The sequence below is a fragment of the Mycobacterium sp. 155 genome (genome assembly GCF_000373905.1).
Taxonomy (GTDB): Bacteria; Actinomycetota; Actinomycetes; order Mycobacteriales; family Mycobacteriaceae; genus Mycobacterium.
On sequence record NZ_KB892705.1, the window covers coordinates 434,881 to 449,006 of the forward strand.

General features: G+C 65.7%; 15 protein-coding genes. 8 read left to right on the forward strand and 7 right to left on the reverse strand.

The window, feature by feature from the left end; genetic code table 11:
* The 6 genes from B133_RS0102020 (at position 1) to B133_RS0102045 (ending at position 6,787) form a co-directional block, all read left to right on the forward strand.
* Positions 1-1,878, forward strand: a complete 1,878-nt coding sequence (locus B133_RS0102020) for a glycosyltransferase family 39 protein (RefSeq protein WP_018599045.1) — start codon at positions 1-3, stop codon at positions 1,876-1,878.
* A 175-nt stretch (positions 1,879-2,053) separates the two neighbouring features.
* Positions 2,054-2,983, forward strand: a complete 930-nt coding sequence (gene cysD, locus B133_RS0102025; RefSeq protein ID WP_018599046.1) for a sulfate adenylyltransferase subunit CysD — start codon at positions 2,054-2,056, stop codon at positions 2,981-2,983.
* A 31-nt stretch (positions 2,984-3,014) separates the two neighbouring features.
* Positions 3,015-4,859 carry an adenylyl-sulfate kinase gene (cysC, locus tag B133_RS0102030; RefSeq protein ID WP_018599047.1) on the forward strand — a complete coding sequence of 615 codons (1,845 nt, stop codon included), beginning with the start codon at positions 3,015-3,017 and terminating at the stop codon, positions 4,857-4,859.
* Positions 4,856-5,587: a 3'(2'),5'-bisphosphate nucleotidase CysQ gene (locus B133_RS0102035; RefSeq protein WP_018599048.1), complete on the forward strand. Its 732-nt coding sequence runs from the start codon at positions 4,856-4,858 to the stop codon at positions 5,585-5,587. The genes cysC and B133_RS0102035 overlap by 4 nt, the downstream gene beginning before the upstream one ends.
* Positions 5,588-5,658: 71 nt before the next feature.
* A complete protein-coding gene (locus B133_RS0102040) occupies positions 5,659-6,255 on the forward strand; it encodes a cysteine hydrolase family protein (protein WP_018599049.1) in 597 nt (198 codons plus the stop codon).
* A gap of 61 nt (positions 6,256-6,316) precedes the next feature.
* A complete protein-coding gene (locus tag B133_RS0102045) occupies positions 6,317-6,787 on the forward strand; it encodes an RrF2 family transcriptional regulator (protein ID WP_026255872.1) in 471 nt (156 codons plus the stop codon).
* Positions 6,788-6,795: 8 nt separating this feature from the next.
* Here B133_RS0102045 and B133_RS0102050 read toward each other — a convergent pair whose 3' ends face one another.
* The 7 genes from B133_RS0102050 to B133_RS0102080 form a co-directional block, all read right to left on the reverse strand.
* Positions 6,796-7,179, reverse strand: a complete 384-nt coding sequence (locus B133_RS0102050) for a VOC family protein (protein ID WP_018599051.1) — start codon at positions 7,177-7,179, stop codon at positions 6,796-6,798.
* A 94-nt stretch (positions 7,180-7,273) separates the two neighbouring features.
* A complete protein-coding gene (locus B133_RS22260; protein WP_018599052.1) occupies positions 7,274-7,873 on the reverse strand; it encodes a hypothetical protein in 600 nt (199 codons plus the stop codon).
* A gap of 31 nt (positions 7,874-7,904) precedes the next feature.
* A complete protein-coding gene (locus B133_RS24760; RefSeq protein ID WP_018599053.1) occupies positions 7,905-8,561 on the reverse strand; it encodes a LuxR C-terminal-related transcriptional regulator in 657 nt (218 codons plus the stop codon).
* Positions 8,562-8,705: 144 nt separating this feature from the next.
* Positions 8,706-10,133 (reverse strand): MFS transporter, encoded by a 1,428-nt coding sequence (locus B133_RS0102065; protein ID WP_018599054.1) that lies wholly within the window; start codon positions 10,131-10,133, stop codon positions 8,706-8,708.
* Between the two features lie 201 nt (positions 10,134-10,334).
* Positions 10,335-11,222, reverse strand: coding sequence for a GlcNAc-transferase family protein (locus B133_RS22270; RefSeq protein ID WP_018599055.1), 888 nt, complete (start codon positions 11,220-11,222; stop codon positions 10,335-10,337).
* A gap of 214 nt (positions 11,223-11,436) precedes the next feature.
* A complete protein-coding gene (locus B133_RS0102075) occupies positions 11,437-12,480 on the reverse strand; it encodes an LLM class F420-dependent oxidoreductase (RefSeq protein ID WP_018599056.1) in 1,044 nt (347 codons plus the stop codon).
* A gap of 25 nt (positions 12,481-12,505) precedes the next feature.
* The gene (locus tag B133_RS0102080; RefSeq protein ID WP_018599057.1) at positions 12,506-12,916 is read right to left on the reverse strand and encodes a nuclear transport factor 2 family protein; all 411 of its coding nucleotides are present in this window, start codon (positions 12,914-12,916) and stop codon (positions 12,506-12,508) included.
* 117 nt (positions 12,917-13,033) lie between these two features.
* Here B133_RS0102080 and B133_RS0102085 point away from each other — a divergent pair, with 117 nt between their 5' ends.
* On the forward strand, positions 13,034-13,597 hold the full coding sequence (locus tag B133_RS0102085) for a PadR family transcriptional regulator (protein WP_026255873.1): 564 nt from the start codon (positions 13,034-13,036) through the stop codon (positions 13,595-13,597).
* Positions 13,598-13,793: 196 nt separating this feature from the next.
* Positions 13,794-14,045 carry a hypothetical protein gene (locus tag B133_RS0102090; protein WP_018599059.1) on the forward strand — a complete coding sequence of 84 codons (252 nt, stop codon included), beginning with the start codon at positions 13,794-13,796 and terminating at the stop codon, positions 14,043-14,045.
* The last annotated feature ends 81 nt before the right edge of the window (positions 14,046-14,126 follow it).

Here is a 14,126-nt window from a genome sequence, read left to right on the forward strand (position 1 = left end):
ATGTTGACGCTCGCCAAACCACAATCGGATACCGTGACGGTCTCCGATGAATCCGCGGCCCCGGTGCAACCCCGCTGGGTGCGACCCTCCTACTGGGCACTGCTCGCGGCCACCGCGGTGCTGTACTTGTGGGGGCTCAGCTCGGCAGGTTGGGCCAACGGCTACTACGCCGCCGCCGCACAGGCCGGTACCCAGTCCTGGAAGGCCTGGCTGTTCGGATCGCTGGATCCGGGTAACGCCATCACGGTCGACAAGCCTCCGGCGGCGATGTGGGCAATGGGCTTGTCCGGCAGGCTGTTCGGCTTCAACGAGTTCACGATGCTGTTGCCGCAGGCGCTGATGGGTGTGGCCGCGGTGGCCGTGCTCTACGCGACCGTGCGTCGCAGCAGCGGTCCGGGGGCGGCGTTGATTGCGGGCGCGGTCCTCGCGCTGACCCCGGTGGCCACGGTGATGTTCCGGTACAACAACCCCGATGCGCTGCTGGTGCTGCTGCTGGTCGTGGCCGCCTACTGCATGGTGCGCGCGATCGAGAACGGCGCTACTCGCTGGGTCGCGCTGACCGGTGTCGTGGTGGGCTTCGCGTTCCTGACCAAGATGCTGCAGGCGTTCCTGCCGCTGCCGGGCCTGGCGCTGGCGTTCCTGGTGGCCGCGCCGACCCCGTTGTGGAAGCGGATCGGTTCGCTGGCCGTCGGGGTCGCGACCATGATCGTGTCTGCCGGCTGGTACATCGCCCTGGTGGCGCTGTGGCCTGCCGATTCCAGGCCCTACATCGCGGGCTCAAGCGACAACAGCCTGCTGCAGCTGGCCTTCGGCTACAACGGAATCGACCGCATCGTCGGGCAGAACCAGCCGGGTGGCGGGTTCGGGCACGGCCCAGGCGGTGGTGGGCCGAACCTGTTCTTCGGTGGTCAGGCGGGCATAGGCCGAATGTTCGGGCAGTCGATGGGCACCGAGGCCTCCTGGCTGCTGCCCGCGGCGCTGATCGGGCTGGTGGTCCTGCTCTGGCTGACCCGGCGTGCCGCGCGGACCGACAAGCTGCGGGCCGCCGCACTGTTGTGGGGCGGCTGGCTGCTGGTCACCGGTGCGGTGTTCAGCTTCATGGACGGCACGATCCACCCTTACTACACGGTGGCATTGGCCCCCGCGATCGCCGCGCTGGTGGGTATGTCGGTGGCTGAACTGTGGCCGCTGCGTGCACAGCTGCTGCCCCGGCTGGTGCTCGCAACGATGTTGGCGGCCACGGGAATCTGGGCCTTCGTTTTGCTCGACCGCACGCCGGAGTGGCTGCCCGCACTGCGCTGGATCGTCGTCATCGGCACCGTTGCGGTCGCGGTGGTGCTGGCTGTCGGCGGCCACCGGCTGGGTCGCGCGACTGCGGTGGTGGCGCTCGCGGCCGTGGTGTTCGGGCTCGGCGCGACTGTGGCCTACTCGATCGAGACGGTGGTGAGCAGTCACAGCAGCGGGCCGATGCCGACCGCGGGTCCCAAGCACGGCATGGGGTTCGGCGGTCCGGGCGGATTCGGCAAGACCGACGACGCTGCGCTGGGTGAGCTGATGACGGGGCTCAACAACCGTTGGGCCGCAGCAAGTGTCGGCTCGATGATGGTCAGTGACCTGGAGCTCAAGACCGGTGCATCGTTGATGGCGATCGGTGGATTCACCGGCGGCGACAACTCGCCCACCTTGGCCCAGTTCCAGCAGTACGTCGCCAACGGTGAGCTGCGGTACTTCTTCGACCGGGCCGCCGGTGACCGGGGTGGGCCACCGCACGACCCGCACGGCAGTGCCGGTGACATCACCAACTGGGTCAAGGCGCACTTCACTCCGCAGGACATCGGCGGGATCACCGTCTACGACCTGCAGCACCCGCGCGCGTAACTTTTCTCCCGCCAGCAGACGCGGAGGTACCCCGACACGCCGCTGTTGAGGGACTTCCGTGTCTGCTGGGCGATTAAGTCCGGAGCGACCGGGCGTTGACACACGCCCAGGCGGGTCGATAGATTCCAGCGATGCCCATAATCCCGGCCATTTCTACCAACTTAATGGGGAAGTTGTGACCACCGCGCTGAAGTCCGACACACAGGCCGGGCACTACGAGCTGAGCCATCTGCGCTCGCTGGAAGCCGAAGCCATCCACATCATCCGTGAGGTCGCGGCCGAGTTCGAGCGGCCGGTGCTGCTGTTCTCGGGCGGCAAGGATTCGATCGTGATGCTGCATCTGGCGATCAAGGCGTTCAAACCCGGTCGCCTGCCGTTCCCGGTGATGCACGTCGACACCGGGCACAACTTCGACGAGGTGCTGCAGACGCGCGACGAGCTCGTCGCCGAACACGGCGTGCGGCTCGTGGTGGCAAAGGTGCAGGACGACATCGACGCAGGCCGGGTGGTCGAGACCGTCCCTTCCCGCAACCCGCTGCAGACGGTTACGTTGCTGCGGGCCATCCGGGAGAACAAGTTCGACGCCGCGTTCGGCGGGGCTCGCCGCGACGAGGAGAAGGCCCGCGCCAAGGAGCGCGTGTTCAGCTTCCGTGACGAGTTCGGCCAGTGGGACCCCAAGGCGCAGCGCCCCGAGCTGTGGAACCTGTACAACGGCCGCCACCACAAGGGCGAGCACATCCGCGCCTTTCCGATCTCCAACTGGACCGAGTTCGACATCTGGTCCTACATCGGCGCGGAAAAGATCAAGCTGCCCACAATCTATTACGCCCACCAGCGCAAGGTTTTTGAGCGTGACGGCATGCTGCTCGCCGTGCACCGCCACCTGCAGCCGCGCAAAGACGAGCCGGTGATCGAGAAGTCCGTGCGTTTTCGCACCGTCGGCGACGTCACCTGCACGGGCTGCGTCGAATCGACGGCGGCCACGGTGTCCGAGGTCATCGCCGAGACCGCGGTGTCGCGGTTGACCGAGCGCGGCGCGACGCGTGCCGACGACCGGATCTCGGAGGCGGGCATGGAAGACCGTAAGCGCGAGGGGTACTTCTGATGGGGCGAGCGAAGCGACGGGGGATCTGAATATGGCGACCCTTCTGCGCCTCGCCACCGCGGGGTCCGTCGACGACGGCAAGTCAACCCTGATCGGCCGGCTGCTCTATGACTCGAAAGCTGTCATGGAGGATCAGCTCGCCGCCGTCGAACGCACCTCCAAGGAACGCGGCCACGACTACACCGACCTGGCACTGGTCACCGACGGTCTGCGAGCCGAGCGTGAGCAGGGCATCACCATCGACGTTGCATACCGCTACTTCGCCACGGCCAAGCGAAAATTCATCATCGCCGACACCCCGGGGCACTTGCAGTACACGCGCAACATGGTGACCGGAACGTCCACCGCGCAGTTGGCCATCGTGCTGGTCGACGCCCGCCACGGCCTGCTCGAACAGTCCCGGCGGCACGCGTTTTTGGCTTCTCTGTTGGGCATCCAGCACATCGTGCTCGCGGTCAACAAGATGGACCTGATCGACTGGGACCAAGAGCGTTTCGAGGCGATCCGTGACGAGTTCCACGCGTTCGCCGCCCGGCTCGACGTCCACGACGTGACGACGATCCCGTTGTCGGCGCTGCTCGGCGACAACGTGGTGACCAAGTCCGACGTGACGCCCTGGTACGAGGGCCCCGCGCTGCTCAGCCATCTGGAAGACGTCTACATCGCCGGTGACCGCAACCTCGTCGACGTACGTTTCCCGGTGCAGTACGTGATCCGGCCGCAGACCCACGAGCATGCTGACCACCGCAGCTACGCGGGCACGGTCGCCAGTGGCGTGCTCCGCACCGGCGATGACGTCGTCGTGCTGCCTGCGGGCAAGTCGACCCGGATCACCGAGATCGAAGGGCCGTCCGGGGTCGTTGACGAGGCCTTCCCGCCGATGGCGGTGTCGATCAGCCTGGCCGACGACATTGACATCTCTCGCGGTGACATGATCGCCCGGCCGAACAACCAGCCGCGTGTGGTTCAGGATTTCGACGCCACGGTGTGCTGGATGGCCGACGATGCGTCGCTGGAGCCGGGCCGCGAGTACCTGGTCAAGCACACCACTCGCACCACGCGGGCCAAGGTGGTCGGCCTGGACTACCGACTCGACGTCAACACCCTGCACCGCGACAAGACTGCCACTGCGCTCAAACTCAATGAGCTGGGCCGGGTTTCGTTGCGCACCCAGGTGCCGCTGCTGCTCGACGAATACAGCCGCAACGCTGCCACCGGATCGTTCATCCTGATCGACCCGAACACCAACGGCACTGTCGCCGCGGGCATGGTGCTGCGTGACACCCGCAACGAGGCCGCGAGCCCCAACACGGTGCGGCACCAGTCGTTGTGCACCACCGACGATCGGCTGTCGACGGGCCGCGCCGTGTGGTTCACCGGACTGTCCGGGTCGGGGAAGTCGTCGGTGGCCATGCTGGTGGAGCAGAAGCTCCTGGAAAGGGGCGTTCCCGCTTACGTACTCGACGGCGACAACCTGCGCCACGGGCTCAACGCGGACCTGGGCTTCTCGATGGCCGACCGTGCTGAGAACCAGCGCAGACTCGCTCACGTCGCAGCCATCCTCGCCGACTCCGGTCAGGTCGTCCTGGTACCCGCGATCAGCCCGCTGGAGGAGCATCGCGGGTTGGCACGCAAGGTCGTCACGGAGGCGGGTCTGGAGTTCTTCGAGGTGTTCTGTGACACTCCGCTGGAGGACTGCGAACGCCGAGACCCCAAGGGCCTCTACGCCAAAGCCCGTGCCGGTGAGATCACGCACTTCACCGGAATCGACAGCCCGTACCAGCGGCCGAAGAACCCCGACCTGCGGCTCACCCCGGACCGTAGCCCGGACGACCTGGCGCAAATGGTGGTCGACCTGTTGGAAAGCGGTCGATGAACGATCATGAACTGGCCGAACGGCTGGCCACCCGTGCCGGGGACCTGCTGCTCGACGTCCGCGCCGACTTCGCCGACGCCACGGTCGACGAGCGAAAGGCTGCCGGGGACAAGCAGGCCCACGACTTCCTGATGGCGGAGTTGGCAGCCCAACGGCCCGGTGACGCGGTCCTGTCCGAAGAGGGTGTGGACGATCCGATCCGGCTGAACGCAGAGCGGGTCTGGATCGTCGACCCGCTCGACGGCACGCGCGAGTTCTCCGAGCTCGGCCGCGACGACTGGGCCGTGCACGTCGCGCTGTGGCAGGCGGGGGAGTTGGTCGCGGGGGCGGTGGCGCTGCCCGCACAGAACACCACGTTGTCCACCCCCGAGGTAGCCGCGCCGCGTCCGTTCGGCGGTCCGCCGCGGATCGTGGTGTCGCGGACCCGCCCGCCGGCCGTGGCGCTGGCCGTGCGTGACGCGTTGGACGGCACCCTGGTCGAAATGGGTTCGGCGGGGGCCAAAGTCGCATCCGTCATCCGCGGGGTCGCCGACGTGTACGTGCACGCCGGCGGGCAGTACGAATGGGATTCGGCGGCACCCGTCGCCGTAGCACGGGCCGCCGGGCTGCATACGTCGCGCATCGATGGATCCCCGCTGGTGTACAACTCGGCCGATCCCAAGCTGCCCGACCTGCTGGTGTGCCGCCCCGAGCTCGCCGAGCGGGTGCTGGCCGTCACCGCGGGTTGATCTGGACGACAGCCTGCTGGAGCGTCGCCATTGCCGCCTGATCGCCGCGACCAGCCACTACGCTCACCGAAATGACTCGCCCCACACTGCGCGAATTGGTCAGCCTGCCCGTAGAACCGGTTCGTCTCGCCGACTCCGCCCTGGTCCTCATCGACTGCCAGAAGACCTACACGCAAGGCGTCATGGAGCTTGAGGGGGTCCAGGCCGCGCTGGCCGAGACTGCCGAACTGCTCGAGCGGGCCCGCAGTGCCGGTATCCCGATCATCCACATCCAGCACTCCGGCGGGCCGGGGTCGCTGTACGACATCGAGGGGGAGAGCGGCGCGATCGTCGACGCCGTGGCACCGCGCGGTGATGAGCCGGTGGTGGTGAAGCAATTCCCGAACTCATTCGTGCAGACCGACCTTGACCAGCGGCTCAAGGCGCTGGGCGCGTCGAACCTGGTGCTCGCCGGGTTCATGACCCACATGTGCGTGAACTCCACGGCCCGCGGCGCATTTAGCCTCGGGTATGCACCGACGGTGGTGGCTGCCGCAACTGCCACGCGTAGCCTGGCGGGCCCGGACGGTCAGGCAGTGCCGGCCGCGGCGTTGCAGGTGGCAAGCCTCGCCGGGCTCGCCGATCTGGTGGCGGTCGTGGTGCCCGGCACCGCTGACATCCCTGATTGACCCGCCATGATGGGTGCCCTGCGCAACACCGCCTCTCGGTAGCGCTGGCAGAATCCACACCATGCGGATGTCGGCAAAGGCGGAGTACGCCGTCCGCGCCATGGTCGAACTGGCCACCGTCGCCGACGGTCAACTGGTCAAGACCGACGACCTGGCGCAGGCGCAGGGTATCCCGGCGCAGTTCCTCGTCGACATCCTGTCCGACCTACGGACCGACCGCCTGGTCCGCAGCCACCGCGGCCGCGACGGTGGCTACGAGCTGGCCCGTCCGGCCGACGCGATCAGCATCGCCGACGTGCTGCGCTGCATCGACGGCCCGCTGGCCAGTGTCCGCGACATCGGGCTGGGCGACCTGCCCTACTCGGGTCCGACCGCTGCGCTCACCGACGTGTGGCGGGCATTGCGGGCGAGCATGCGCTCGGTGCTGGAGGAGACCAGCCTCGCCGATGTGGCCAGCGGCCGGTTACCGACCCACGTCGTGAAGTTCGCCGGCGCCTACATCAGCCAGGAAGAACAGCGCGGTCACGGCTAGCGAAACGCTCAGCCGCCATACGGCCGGGTGATGATCTCCAGGCGATGCCCGGACGGATCCTCGAAGTACACGCCGCGGCCGCCGTCGTTGTGGTTGATCTCGCCCGGCCGGACGGCCCGTGGATCCGCCCAGTACTGCAGTCCGCGGTCGCGGATACGGCCGAAGATCGCGTCGAACTCGTCCTCGGATACGAGGAACGCGTAGTGCTGGGGCCGGACGGCCTCATCGGGGCCCGCCTGGGCGTAGTCCAGGCTGACACCGTGATTGAGCGTCACCGCGAGGAAGGGGCCGAACTCTTTGGCGCTGGGGAGACCGAACAGATCGGTGAAGAAGTCCGCTGACTGCTGCCGGTCCTTGGCGGCGACGATGGTGTGGTTGAAACTGATGGCCATTAGATCGAGTTAACCCCTGGGCTGACAGGGTCGGCAACCTGACGTGACCGAGACGCGACGGGGTGATCACGTCGCTACTCGATGTCCCCCGATGTCAGTGGTGCCCAGGCCTGAGCTCCTGCACCACCACATCACCGTTGGACGAGTTGGCGATGAACTGTTGTGTGACCGCGATGGGATCGCGGGTGGCCACATCACCGTCGACGGTGTGCACTTCGATCCGCCGCGCAGCGCCGCGCAGGAGGATCGCTCCCTCCGTGGTGCGGGCGGTCAGCTGGTCCAAATCGGCCTCGGCGATGACGGCGCCGAGATCCTGTTCGGTCCGCACGCTCAGCCGACGGGCCAGGTCGGGTGGCAGCGAGACGGTGATCTCCCCGCCACGGGCCCAGGCCAGCATCGGGCCTGGATTACCCGCGATGGAGATGCGGGTGTCGTCGCCGTCGCTGCTCACCGACAGCTGATGCGCGCCGCTGTGCGTGGTGTTGAGCAGGGTGCGCATGGTCGACGGCAACGTCCGGCTGTCGGTGATGACCCGCAGCGTGCTGACACCCCAGGCGGTCACGCCCAGTGCCGCGACGGTGGTGGCGGCCACCAGTGTCGCGATGGCGATCAGTGTCAGCCGGAAGGCGGAGCGCCCGCCCGGCGACAGTTGCGGCGGCTGGGCGACGGGTAGCGAGGGCGTGAGCGTCTGCACTGTGGAAGTCCTTCCCGGTGTTGATGTTCAGCTATGACTCGAGATAGCGGAGCACTGCCAGCACGCGGCGGTTTTCGCTCTCGTCCGGAGCCAGGGCGAGTTTGGTGAAGATCGAGGCGATGTGCTTCTCGGCCGAGCCGACCGAGATGTGCAGTGCGGTGGCGATGGCCGAGTTCGTCCTGCCTTCCGCCATGAGCTGCAGCACGTCGCGTTGGCGCGGGGTCAGTTGGTCCAGCGCGCTGCGCCGGTGGGAACGCACCAAGATCTGTGCCACCACCTCGGGGTCGAGCACCGTGCCGCCGCTGTCCACCACCGCGACGGCGTCGAGGAAGGCCGGAACATCGGCGACCCGGTCCTTCAGGAGATAACCGAAACCTTTTGTGTCCGAGGCGATCAGGTCTGCTGCGTAACGCTCCTCGACGAGGCCGAACACCGCTTCGCTGCGGGTGCGTTCCACCCACTCGACGCCCCGCATCAGGTAGACGAACAGCACGGCCGACAGCGCGAATCCGATCAGCGACGGGATCGATGATATGCCGATGACGATGATGGACAACGGAATCCAGAACCAGACCAGCGCCACCGCGGCGCCGGTGATCATCGACGCGGTCGGCGTCACGCCGATGTTGCGTGGCAACGACCGGGACCGGACGGGTGCGGGAGCGACGGTTTCGCTGATTGCGACCATGCCTTCAACCTACGAAGTTGTCGCGCCCGGCGACACTGCGTTTTCCCGAGACTCGGCTGGGGGGATAACCTCCGGCTCAAGGAGTGGCCACATTAATCCCGGATGAACCTCGGTGAACAACGGGTAATCCGAAGGTCCTGAGCGCTAATGCGATAGCGTGGCCGTGGCCACCAACGAGCCGGGTTTGGGTTTGAGGATGAGGCTGAAGACCAGCGCAGCCAACCCGATGGTCATACAGACCCAGAAAGCGTGCTGGAACGTCGTATCGGTGCCGCTCCCGACAATGGGTCCGGCCCAAGCGAATCCGAGTGATGCTCCGATACCGTAGCTGGCATTGGCGATACCCGGTAGCGCACCCGGTTCCTCGTCGGAGGCCTGCAGAACGCCCAGTGAGCTCATGGCCGTCAACAACACGGCGTTGAAGGCCAGCCCGTAGAGCACCGTCAGCCCGATGATCAGATGTTCCTGTTTGGCGAACACCGCCAGCAATGCCGTAACCGCAACGGAGGAAACGATTCCCGCACGCAGCACGGTGACGAAGCCGATGCGTACTGCGAGTCTTCCGACGAACGGACCCGCGATCACCTGCACGATCGAGGCCGGGGTGAGGAACAACAGCGCCGTCATGGTGGCGTTGTGGCCGAAACCGGAGTCGGTGTCCTCGGCCAGGGCAGGTATCAGGAAACCCGTGACCACCATGAATGAACCCATCACCAGGATCGTCACAACGATCAGCGGCCACGCCTCCCGTGAGCGCATGTGCTTGATGGCCATCAGTGGATGCGCGATTCGGCTGTCCACGACGATGAGCGCGACGAGGGCGAGCACGGCGACGGTGATCCAGATGAGCGCGGGCCGCGACGTCCAGCCCTCGTGCCCACCGGCGCCGAAGAACAGGTTGATGCCGCCCACCGTCAGAGAGATCAGCACCGCACCGACCCAGTCCATCCGACCCGGTGAACGACTGCCGGGCTCGTCGGAAGGCACTGATTTCCAGGCGAATCCGAGTCCGAATAGCCCGACCACCAGGATCAGCACGAAGATCGACCGGAAGCCGAGGTGGTCGACCATCAGCCCGCCGAGCAGCGCGTCGCCACCGGCCACGCCACCGTTGATCGAGGAGATCACACCGCAGCACACACCGAACATCGGGCCGCTGAGCCGCTCACGCATGATGAGGAACGCCAGACCGAAGGTGATGTTCGACCCGCCCTGCAGCGCGCGGCCCAGAACGAACAGCGGTAGCGACGTGGAGAAGATGCACAGCACTGTGCCGATGCACAGCACGATCATGATGGCGAGCAGCACGCGTTTGCGGCCGATGTAGTCACTCCACCGGATCAGCACCACGTTCGCGATGGCGCCGGCCAGATAGAAATACGTCGACATCGCCACGAAGGCATTGGGGCCCAACTCGGCGGTGATGGCGTGGTAGGCCGGAGCCACCATGGTGGCGTTGAGTTGGAACGAGATCACTGACGCGACGAGCGCCGCAACCATGAACACGATCTGGCGCTGGGACAGCGCGGTGCTGCCGGTGTCAGGAGACGTGGCGACCGGCGGCTGGTTCATGACGATCGCACTCCTCGGTCCGCCTCATTGACAGTGATCGCATCGTAGGTGTGATGGCCTGCCAGTGCAGGGTTATTGACGTGGGTCGAAGATGAGGTTGGGATCGGGACCCGTGGTGCACCGTGGTCCATCACCGGATCGGGGAATCCGTCCGGCGCGCATGGCGACGCCGATCACGGTCCAGACGCTCCGCCGGCGTCGTCATCCGGCCGCGACCAGCGGTGTGCGAGTGTGGTTTTCGAACTCCGTGACGGTCCGTTCGGTGCCCAGGACGAGTACGTCATCGATGTAGTCACCGGCGAAGAACCGGCGCATCACCGACAGCGATCGCTCGTGCTGGTCGTGCCAGCCGGGGCGATCGTTCCAATGCGGTATCCGGCCGGCACGGTCGAAGCAATGCCAGCCCAGGACGCGATGCGGGTGATAAAGGTCGTATCCGTGGGTATACGCCAGGACGCTGGTGACCACCTCGTCGCCGAAAAAGTAGATGCGGGGGCTGAAGCGGATGTCGCGGTTGAATTCGCCTGCGGTGAAGATGAAGTGTAGCGACACGAAGTCGGCCGCCACGGGCTCGGTCAGGCTGGTCCACCACGGTATGGGCGTGCTGGCCAGCTTGGTAAGAATGCCGTGGTCCCTGCCGTGGGGGATGATTCGATACGGCCGCTTGCGCCTGGCACCAGGTTCGCGTCGGGGGTCGTAGGCCGGTAGATAGGCCGTCAGCAACGGCTTACGGACACCCTGGTCGGCCAGTTGCCGGTGCATCGCGGTCGCCGCGATGTCCCAGCCTCGGGCGAAGCGATGGTGCGAATCGATGATGAGTGTGTATTCCTCTCCCTGCCAACGTTTTTGAGCCATCGACCGGGCCCAGTTGCAGCCGCGGCTGCGGTCGGCGTCGATGTCGACGATTTCGATTCCGGGTAGCTCCCGCACCTCGGGCGGCAGCGTCTCGTGAGGGGCGTGCTGCCAGATCACGCAGGTACGCAGCCGCTCAGGTGCGGCGGCCTTGCTGTACAGATCCAGGACGGTCTTCGGTAACTCGGTGTCGCGATAGGCGGGGATCTGCACGTAGATCCGGGGCAGGCCGGTCATGGCCGGCGCGCGTCGAGTCGTTTGTTGAGCGCCGCGACGTCGCGGCTGACCTTGAGCAGCTGGCGCATCACTTCGTTGAGCGTGACTTCTTCCAGGACCCGGCACGGATCCGGGGGTGGTGGAGGCGGCCGCGATCACGTGATCGATCACGTGCTGTTCGGAAGGCATGTGCGAAACGCTAGGCCGTCATCGACCTCGTGCCTTGAGTAGTGGACTACTCGTTTGTGAGGTTGCGCAGTTGTTCGATGAGCCTCACCCGATCCGCGGGCGTCGCGGCGATCGGGACGACGTTGAGCACGGTAACTCCCGATTCGCGGAAGGCCTCGATGCGCTCCTTGACGAATCCGGCCGGGCCGATCAGCGAGATGTCCCGAATGAGTTCGTCGGGAACAGCTTTGGCCGCGGCTTCCTTCTTGCCGGCCAGGTAGAGCTCCTGGATCCGGTCGGCTTCTGCGCCGTAGCCGTAGCGGGTCGCCAGACGATGGTAGAAGTTCTTCTCCTTGGCGCCCATGCCGCCGATGTACAGCGCTACATGGGGTTTGACGAACTCGCGCAGTGGCTCGACGTCATCGCCGATGGCGAGCGCGGGGCCGGCGTAGACGTCGAGCGGCCCCAACTCCGGATCACGCTTGGCTTTACCCGCCGCCAGCGCGTCCCCCCAGACGTCGCCGGCCTTCTCGGGCAGATAGAAGATCGGCTGCCATCCCTCGGCGGTTTCGGCCGCCAGTTCGACGTTCTTGGGTCCGAGTGCGGCGAGCAGGATCGGGATACGTTCCCGGACCGGGTGATTGATGAGTTTGAGAGCTTTGCCGAGGCCGGTGCCCTGATCGGGCGGCAGCGGAATGGTGTAGTGGTCCCCGGAGAATTCGAGGACTTCGCGACGCCATACCCGTCGGCAGATCTCGACGATCTCACGGGTCCGCGCGATCGGGGCGTCGTAGGGCACGCCGTGGAAGCCTTCGATGACCTGTGGTCCCGACGCGCCGAGACCCAGGATGAACCGGCCGTCGGATACGTAGTCGAGTCCAGCGGCGGTCATCGCGGTCAGGGTGGGGGTACGGGTGTAGATCTGCAGGATGCCCGAAGCCAGCTGAACGCGGTCGGTGCAGGCGGCCAGGTAGCCCAGCGCGCTCACTGCGTCGAACGAATATGCCTCGGGCACAAAGACGATGTCGACACCGGCCCGTTCGAGGTCGGCAACCTCGGCCGCGACCTCCTTGAATCCGCCGGCATAGTTGATGCCCAAACCGATGCGCATGATTGTGTCCTTTGCCTCGTCGCGCCTACGCCTGCTGCGTGTTGATTTCGTCGAGCGCCTCGGCCTGGATGCGGCCGAACTGTGCGGCCATCGCCTCGGACAGCGCCTGAGCCCCCGAAAGTGGCCGCACCATAACCATGAAGTCGTCGATCAGGCCGTCGGCGTTCAGATGCAGGAAATCGCACCCGGTGATCTTCTTGCCGGCCACGGTCGCCTCGAACACCAGGGCGTGATCGTGACCGCCCGCATCGGCGATCTCGCGGACGTAGTGAAAATCCTCGAACACTCGCATGACCCCGCGCAGGATCGCGGCCGTGATCGGTTTGCCGGGGTAAGGCTTGAAGGCCACAGGGCTGGTGAACACCACGTCTTCAGCTAGGAGAGCCGTCATGGCGTCTTCGTCGCGCGCTTCGACGGCCTGTCGGAAGGGATGCATCCAACACCTCGCATAGTCAATTTGTTGGGTATTGGTGGCAACGGTATCGGTGTCAGCCCTGGTTGTCCATAATGTGATTAATCAATTTTATGAATATTCGAGTTGTACGATTCGGACGTGGCACTTCGTGACGCGGTGCTCGCCGCCCTGCTAGACGGCGAATCGTCGGGATATGACCTGGCCAAAGGGTTCGATGCCTCGGTGGCCAATTTCTGGATGGCTACACCCCAGCAGCTCTACCGCGAGCTCGACCGATTGGCCGAGGACGGATTGATCCAGGCCAGGGTGGTCCACCAGGACCGGCGGCCCAACAAACGGATGTACTCGCTGACCGAAGCTGGCCGTGCCACGCTGCGCCAGTTCACCGCCATACCGCCCAAGCCCTCGATGATCCGCGATGAATTGTTGGTCAAGGTGGCTGCCATGGATGCCGGGGACGCTGTCGCAGTCCGCGAGTGGATAGCCGAACTCGCACAACGCGCGACCGCGAAACTCGCCCGCTATGAACGTAGCCGCAGCGTTCTGCTCGACGGGCGCACCGAGGAGCAGTTCTTGAATGAGGCCCCACGGGTAGGCCCGTATCTGACCTTGCTACGCGGAATCTCCTTTGAGCAGGAGAACATTCGTTGGGCTGAGCACACTTTGGTCGCCATCGAGCGGAGAATCGACGCACTCGGATAGTAGGCCGCCGACTGCCAAAATGCCGTCTGACATGCGAAAATTGGCCTCTTGCTGGGTATTTCACGTCAGCGGGCTGTGGTTTCGGATCGAAAAATTTGGGGAATCCCGGAATAACTGCTGTGAACCGTTGATTGCAAACGGTAGGACCCGCTCAATCCGGGGCGGGTCGACCCGCGACCGAGTGGGGTGGTCAGAGGTGGAATTGAAGAAGAATCGCAAACGGCTCAAGACGGTTTCGGCTGGTGTTGGGCTGGTCGCCGCGGCTGCCATGGGCACTGTCGGGGTGCTGGCGAGCCAGGCGCCCGCCGGCGTGCAGATGTGGTCTGAGCCCGAGATGACGACCGGCGAGACCGTTACGGAAACGACGGCCGGAGAAGCGCCGGAGACATCGGTGGCTACTCCGCCATTTACCTTCACGACGCCGGAAGGATTCGCGGTACCGCACTGATCGCCGGCCAGGGCCGCGTCGCCTTGGCCCGCATGCTTGCTTAGACGTGCGGCTGTGGGCAGAATCCGCTGACGGGGGTTG

Excerpts from the sequence above, each read along its gene's own strand:
- B133_RS0102045 (WP_026255872.1), top strand. The coding sequence starts at position 6,317 with ATGCGGATGTCGGCAAAGGCGGAGTACGCCGTCCGCGCCATGGTCGAA.
- B133_RS0102080 (WP_018599057.1), bottom strand. The coding sequence starts at position 12,916 with ATGCATCCCTTCCGACAGGCCGTCGAAGCGCGCGACGAAGACGCCATG.
- B133_RS0102050 (WP_018599051.1), bottom strand. The coding sequence starts at position 7,179 with ATGGCCATCAGTTTCAACCACACCATCGTCGCCGCCAAGGACCGGCAG.
- B133_RS0102040 (WP_018599049.1), top strand. The coding sequence starts at position 5,659 with ATGACTCGCCCCACACTGCGCGAATTGGTCAGCCTGCCCGTAGAACCG.
- B133_RS0102075 (WP_018599056.1), bottom strand. The coding sequence starts at position 12,480 with ATGCGCATCGGTTTGGGCATCAACTATGCCGGCGGATTCAAGGAGGTC.
- B133_RS0102020 (WP_018599045.1), top strand. The coding sequence starts at position 1 with ATGTTGACGCTCGCCAAACCACAATCGGATACCGTGACGGTCTCCGAT.
- B133_RS0102065 (WP_018599054.1), bottom strand. The coding sequence starts at position 10,133 with ATGAACCAGCCGCCGGTCGCCACGTCTCCTGACACCGGCAGCACCGCG.
- cysC (WP_018599047.1), top strand. The coding sequence starts at position 3,015 with ATGGCGACCCTTCTGCGCCTCGCCACCGCGGGGTCCGTCGACGACGGC.
- B133_RS22270 (WP_018599055.1), bottom strand. The coding sequence starts at position 11,222 with ATGACCGGCCTGCCCCGGATCTACGTGCAGATCCCCGCCTATCGCGAC.
- B133_RS0102035 (WP_018599048.1), top strand. The coding sequence starts at position 4,856 with ATGAACGATCATGAACTGGCCGAACGGCTGGCCACCCGTGCCGGGGAC.
- B133_RS24760 (WP_018599053.1), bottom strand. The coding sequence starts at position 8,561 with ATGGTCGCAATCAGCGAAACCGTCGCTCCCGCACCCGTCCGGTCCCGG.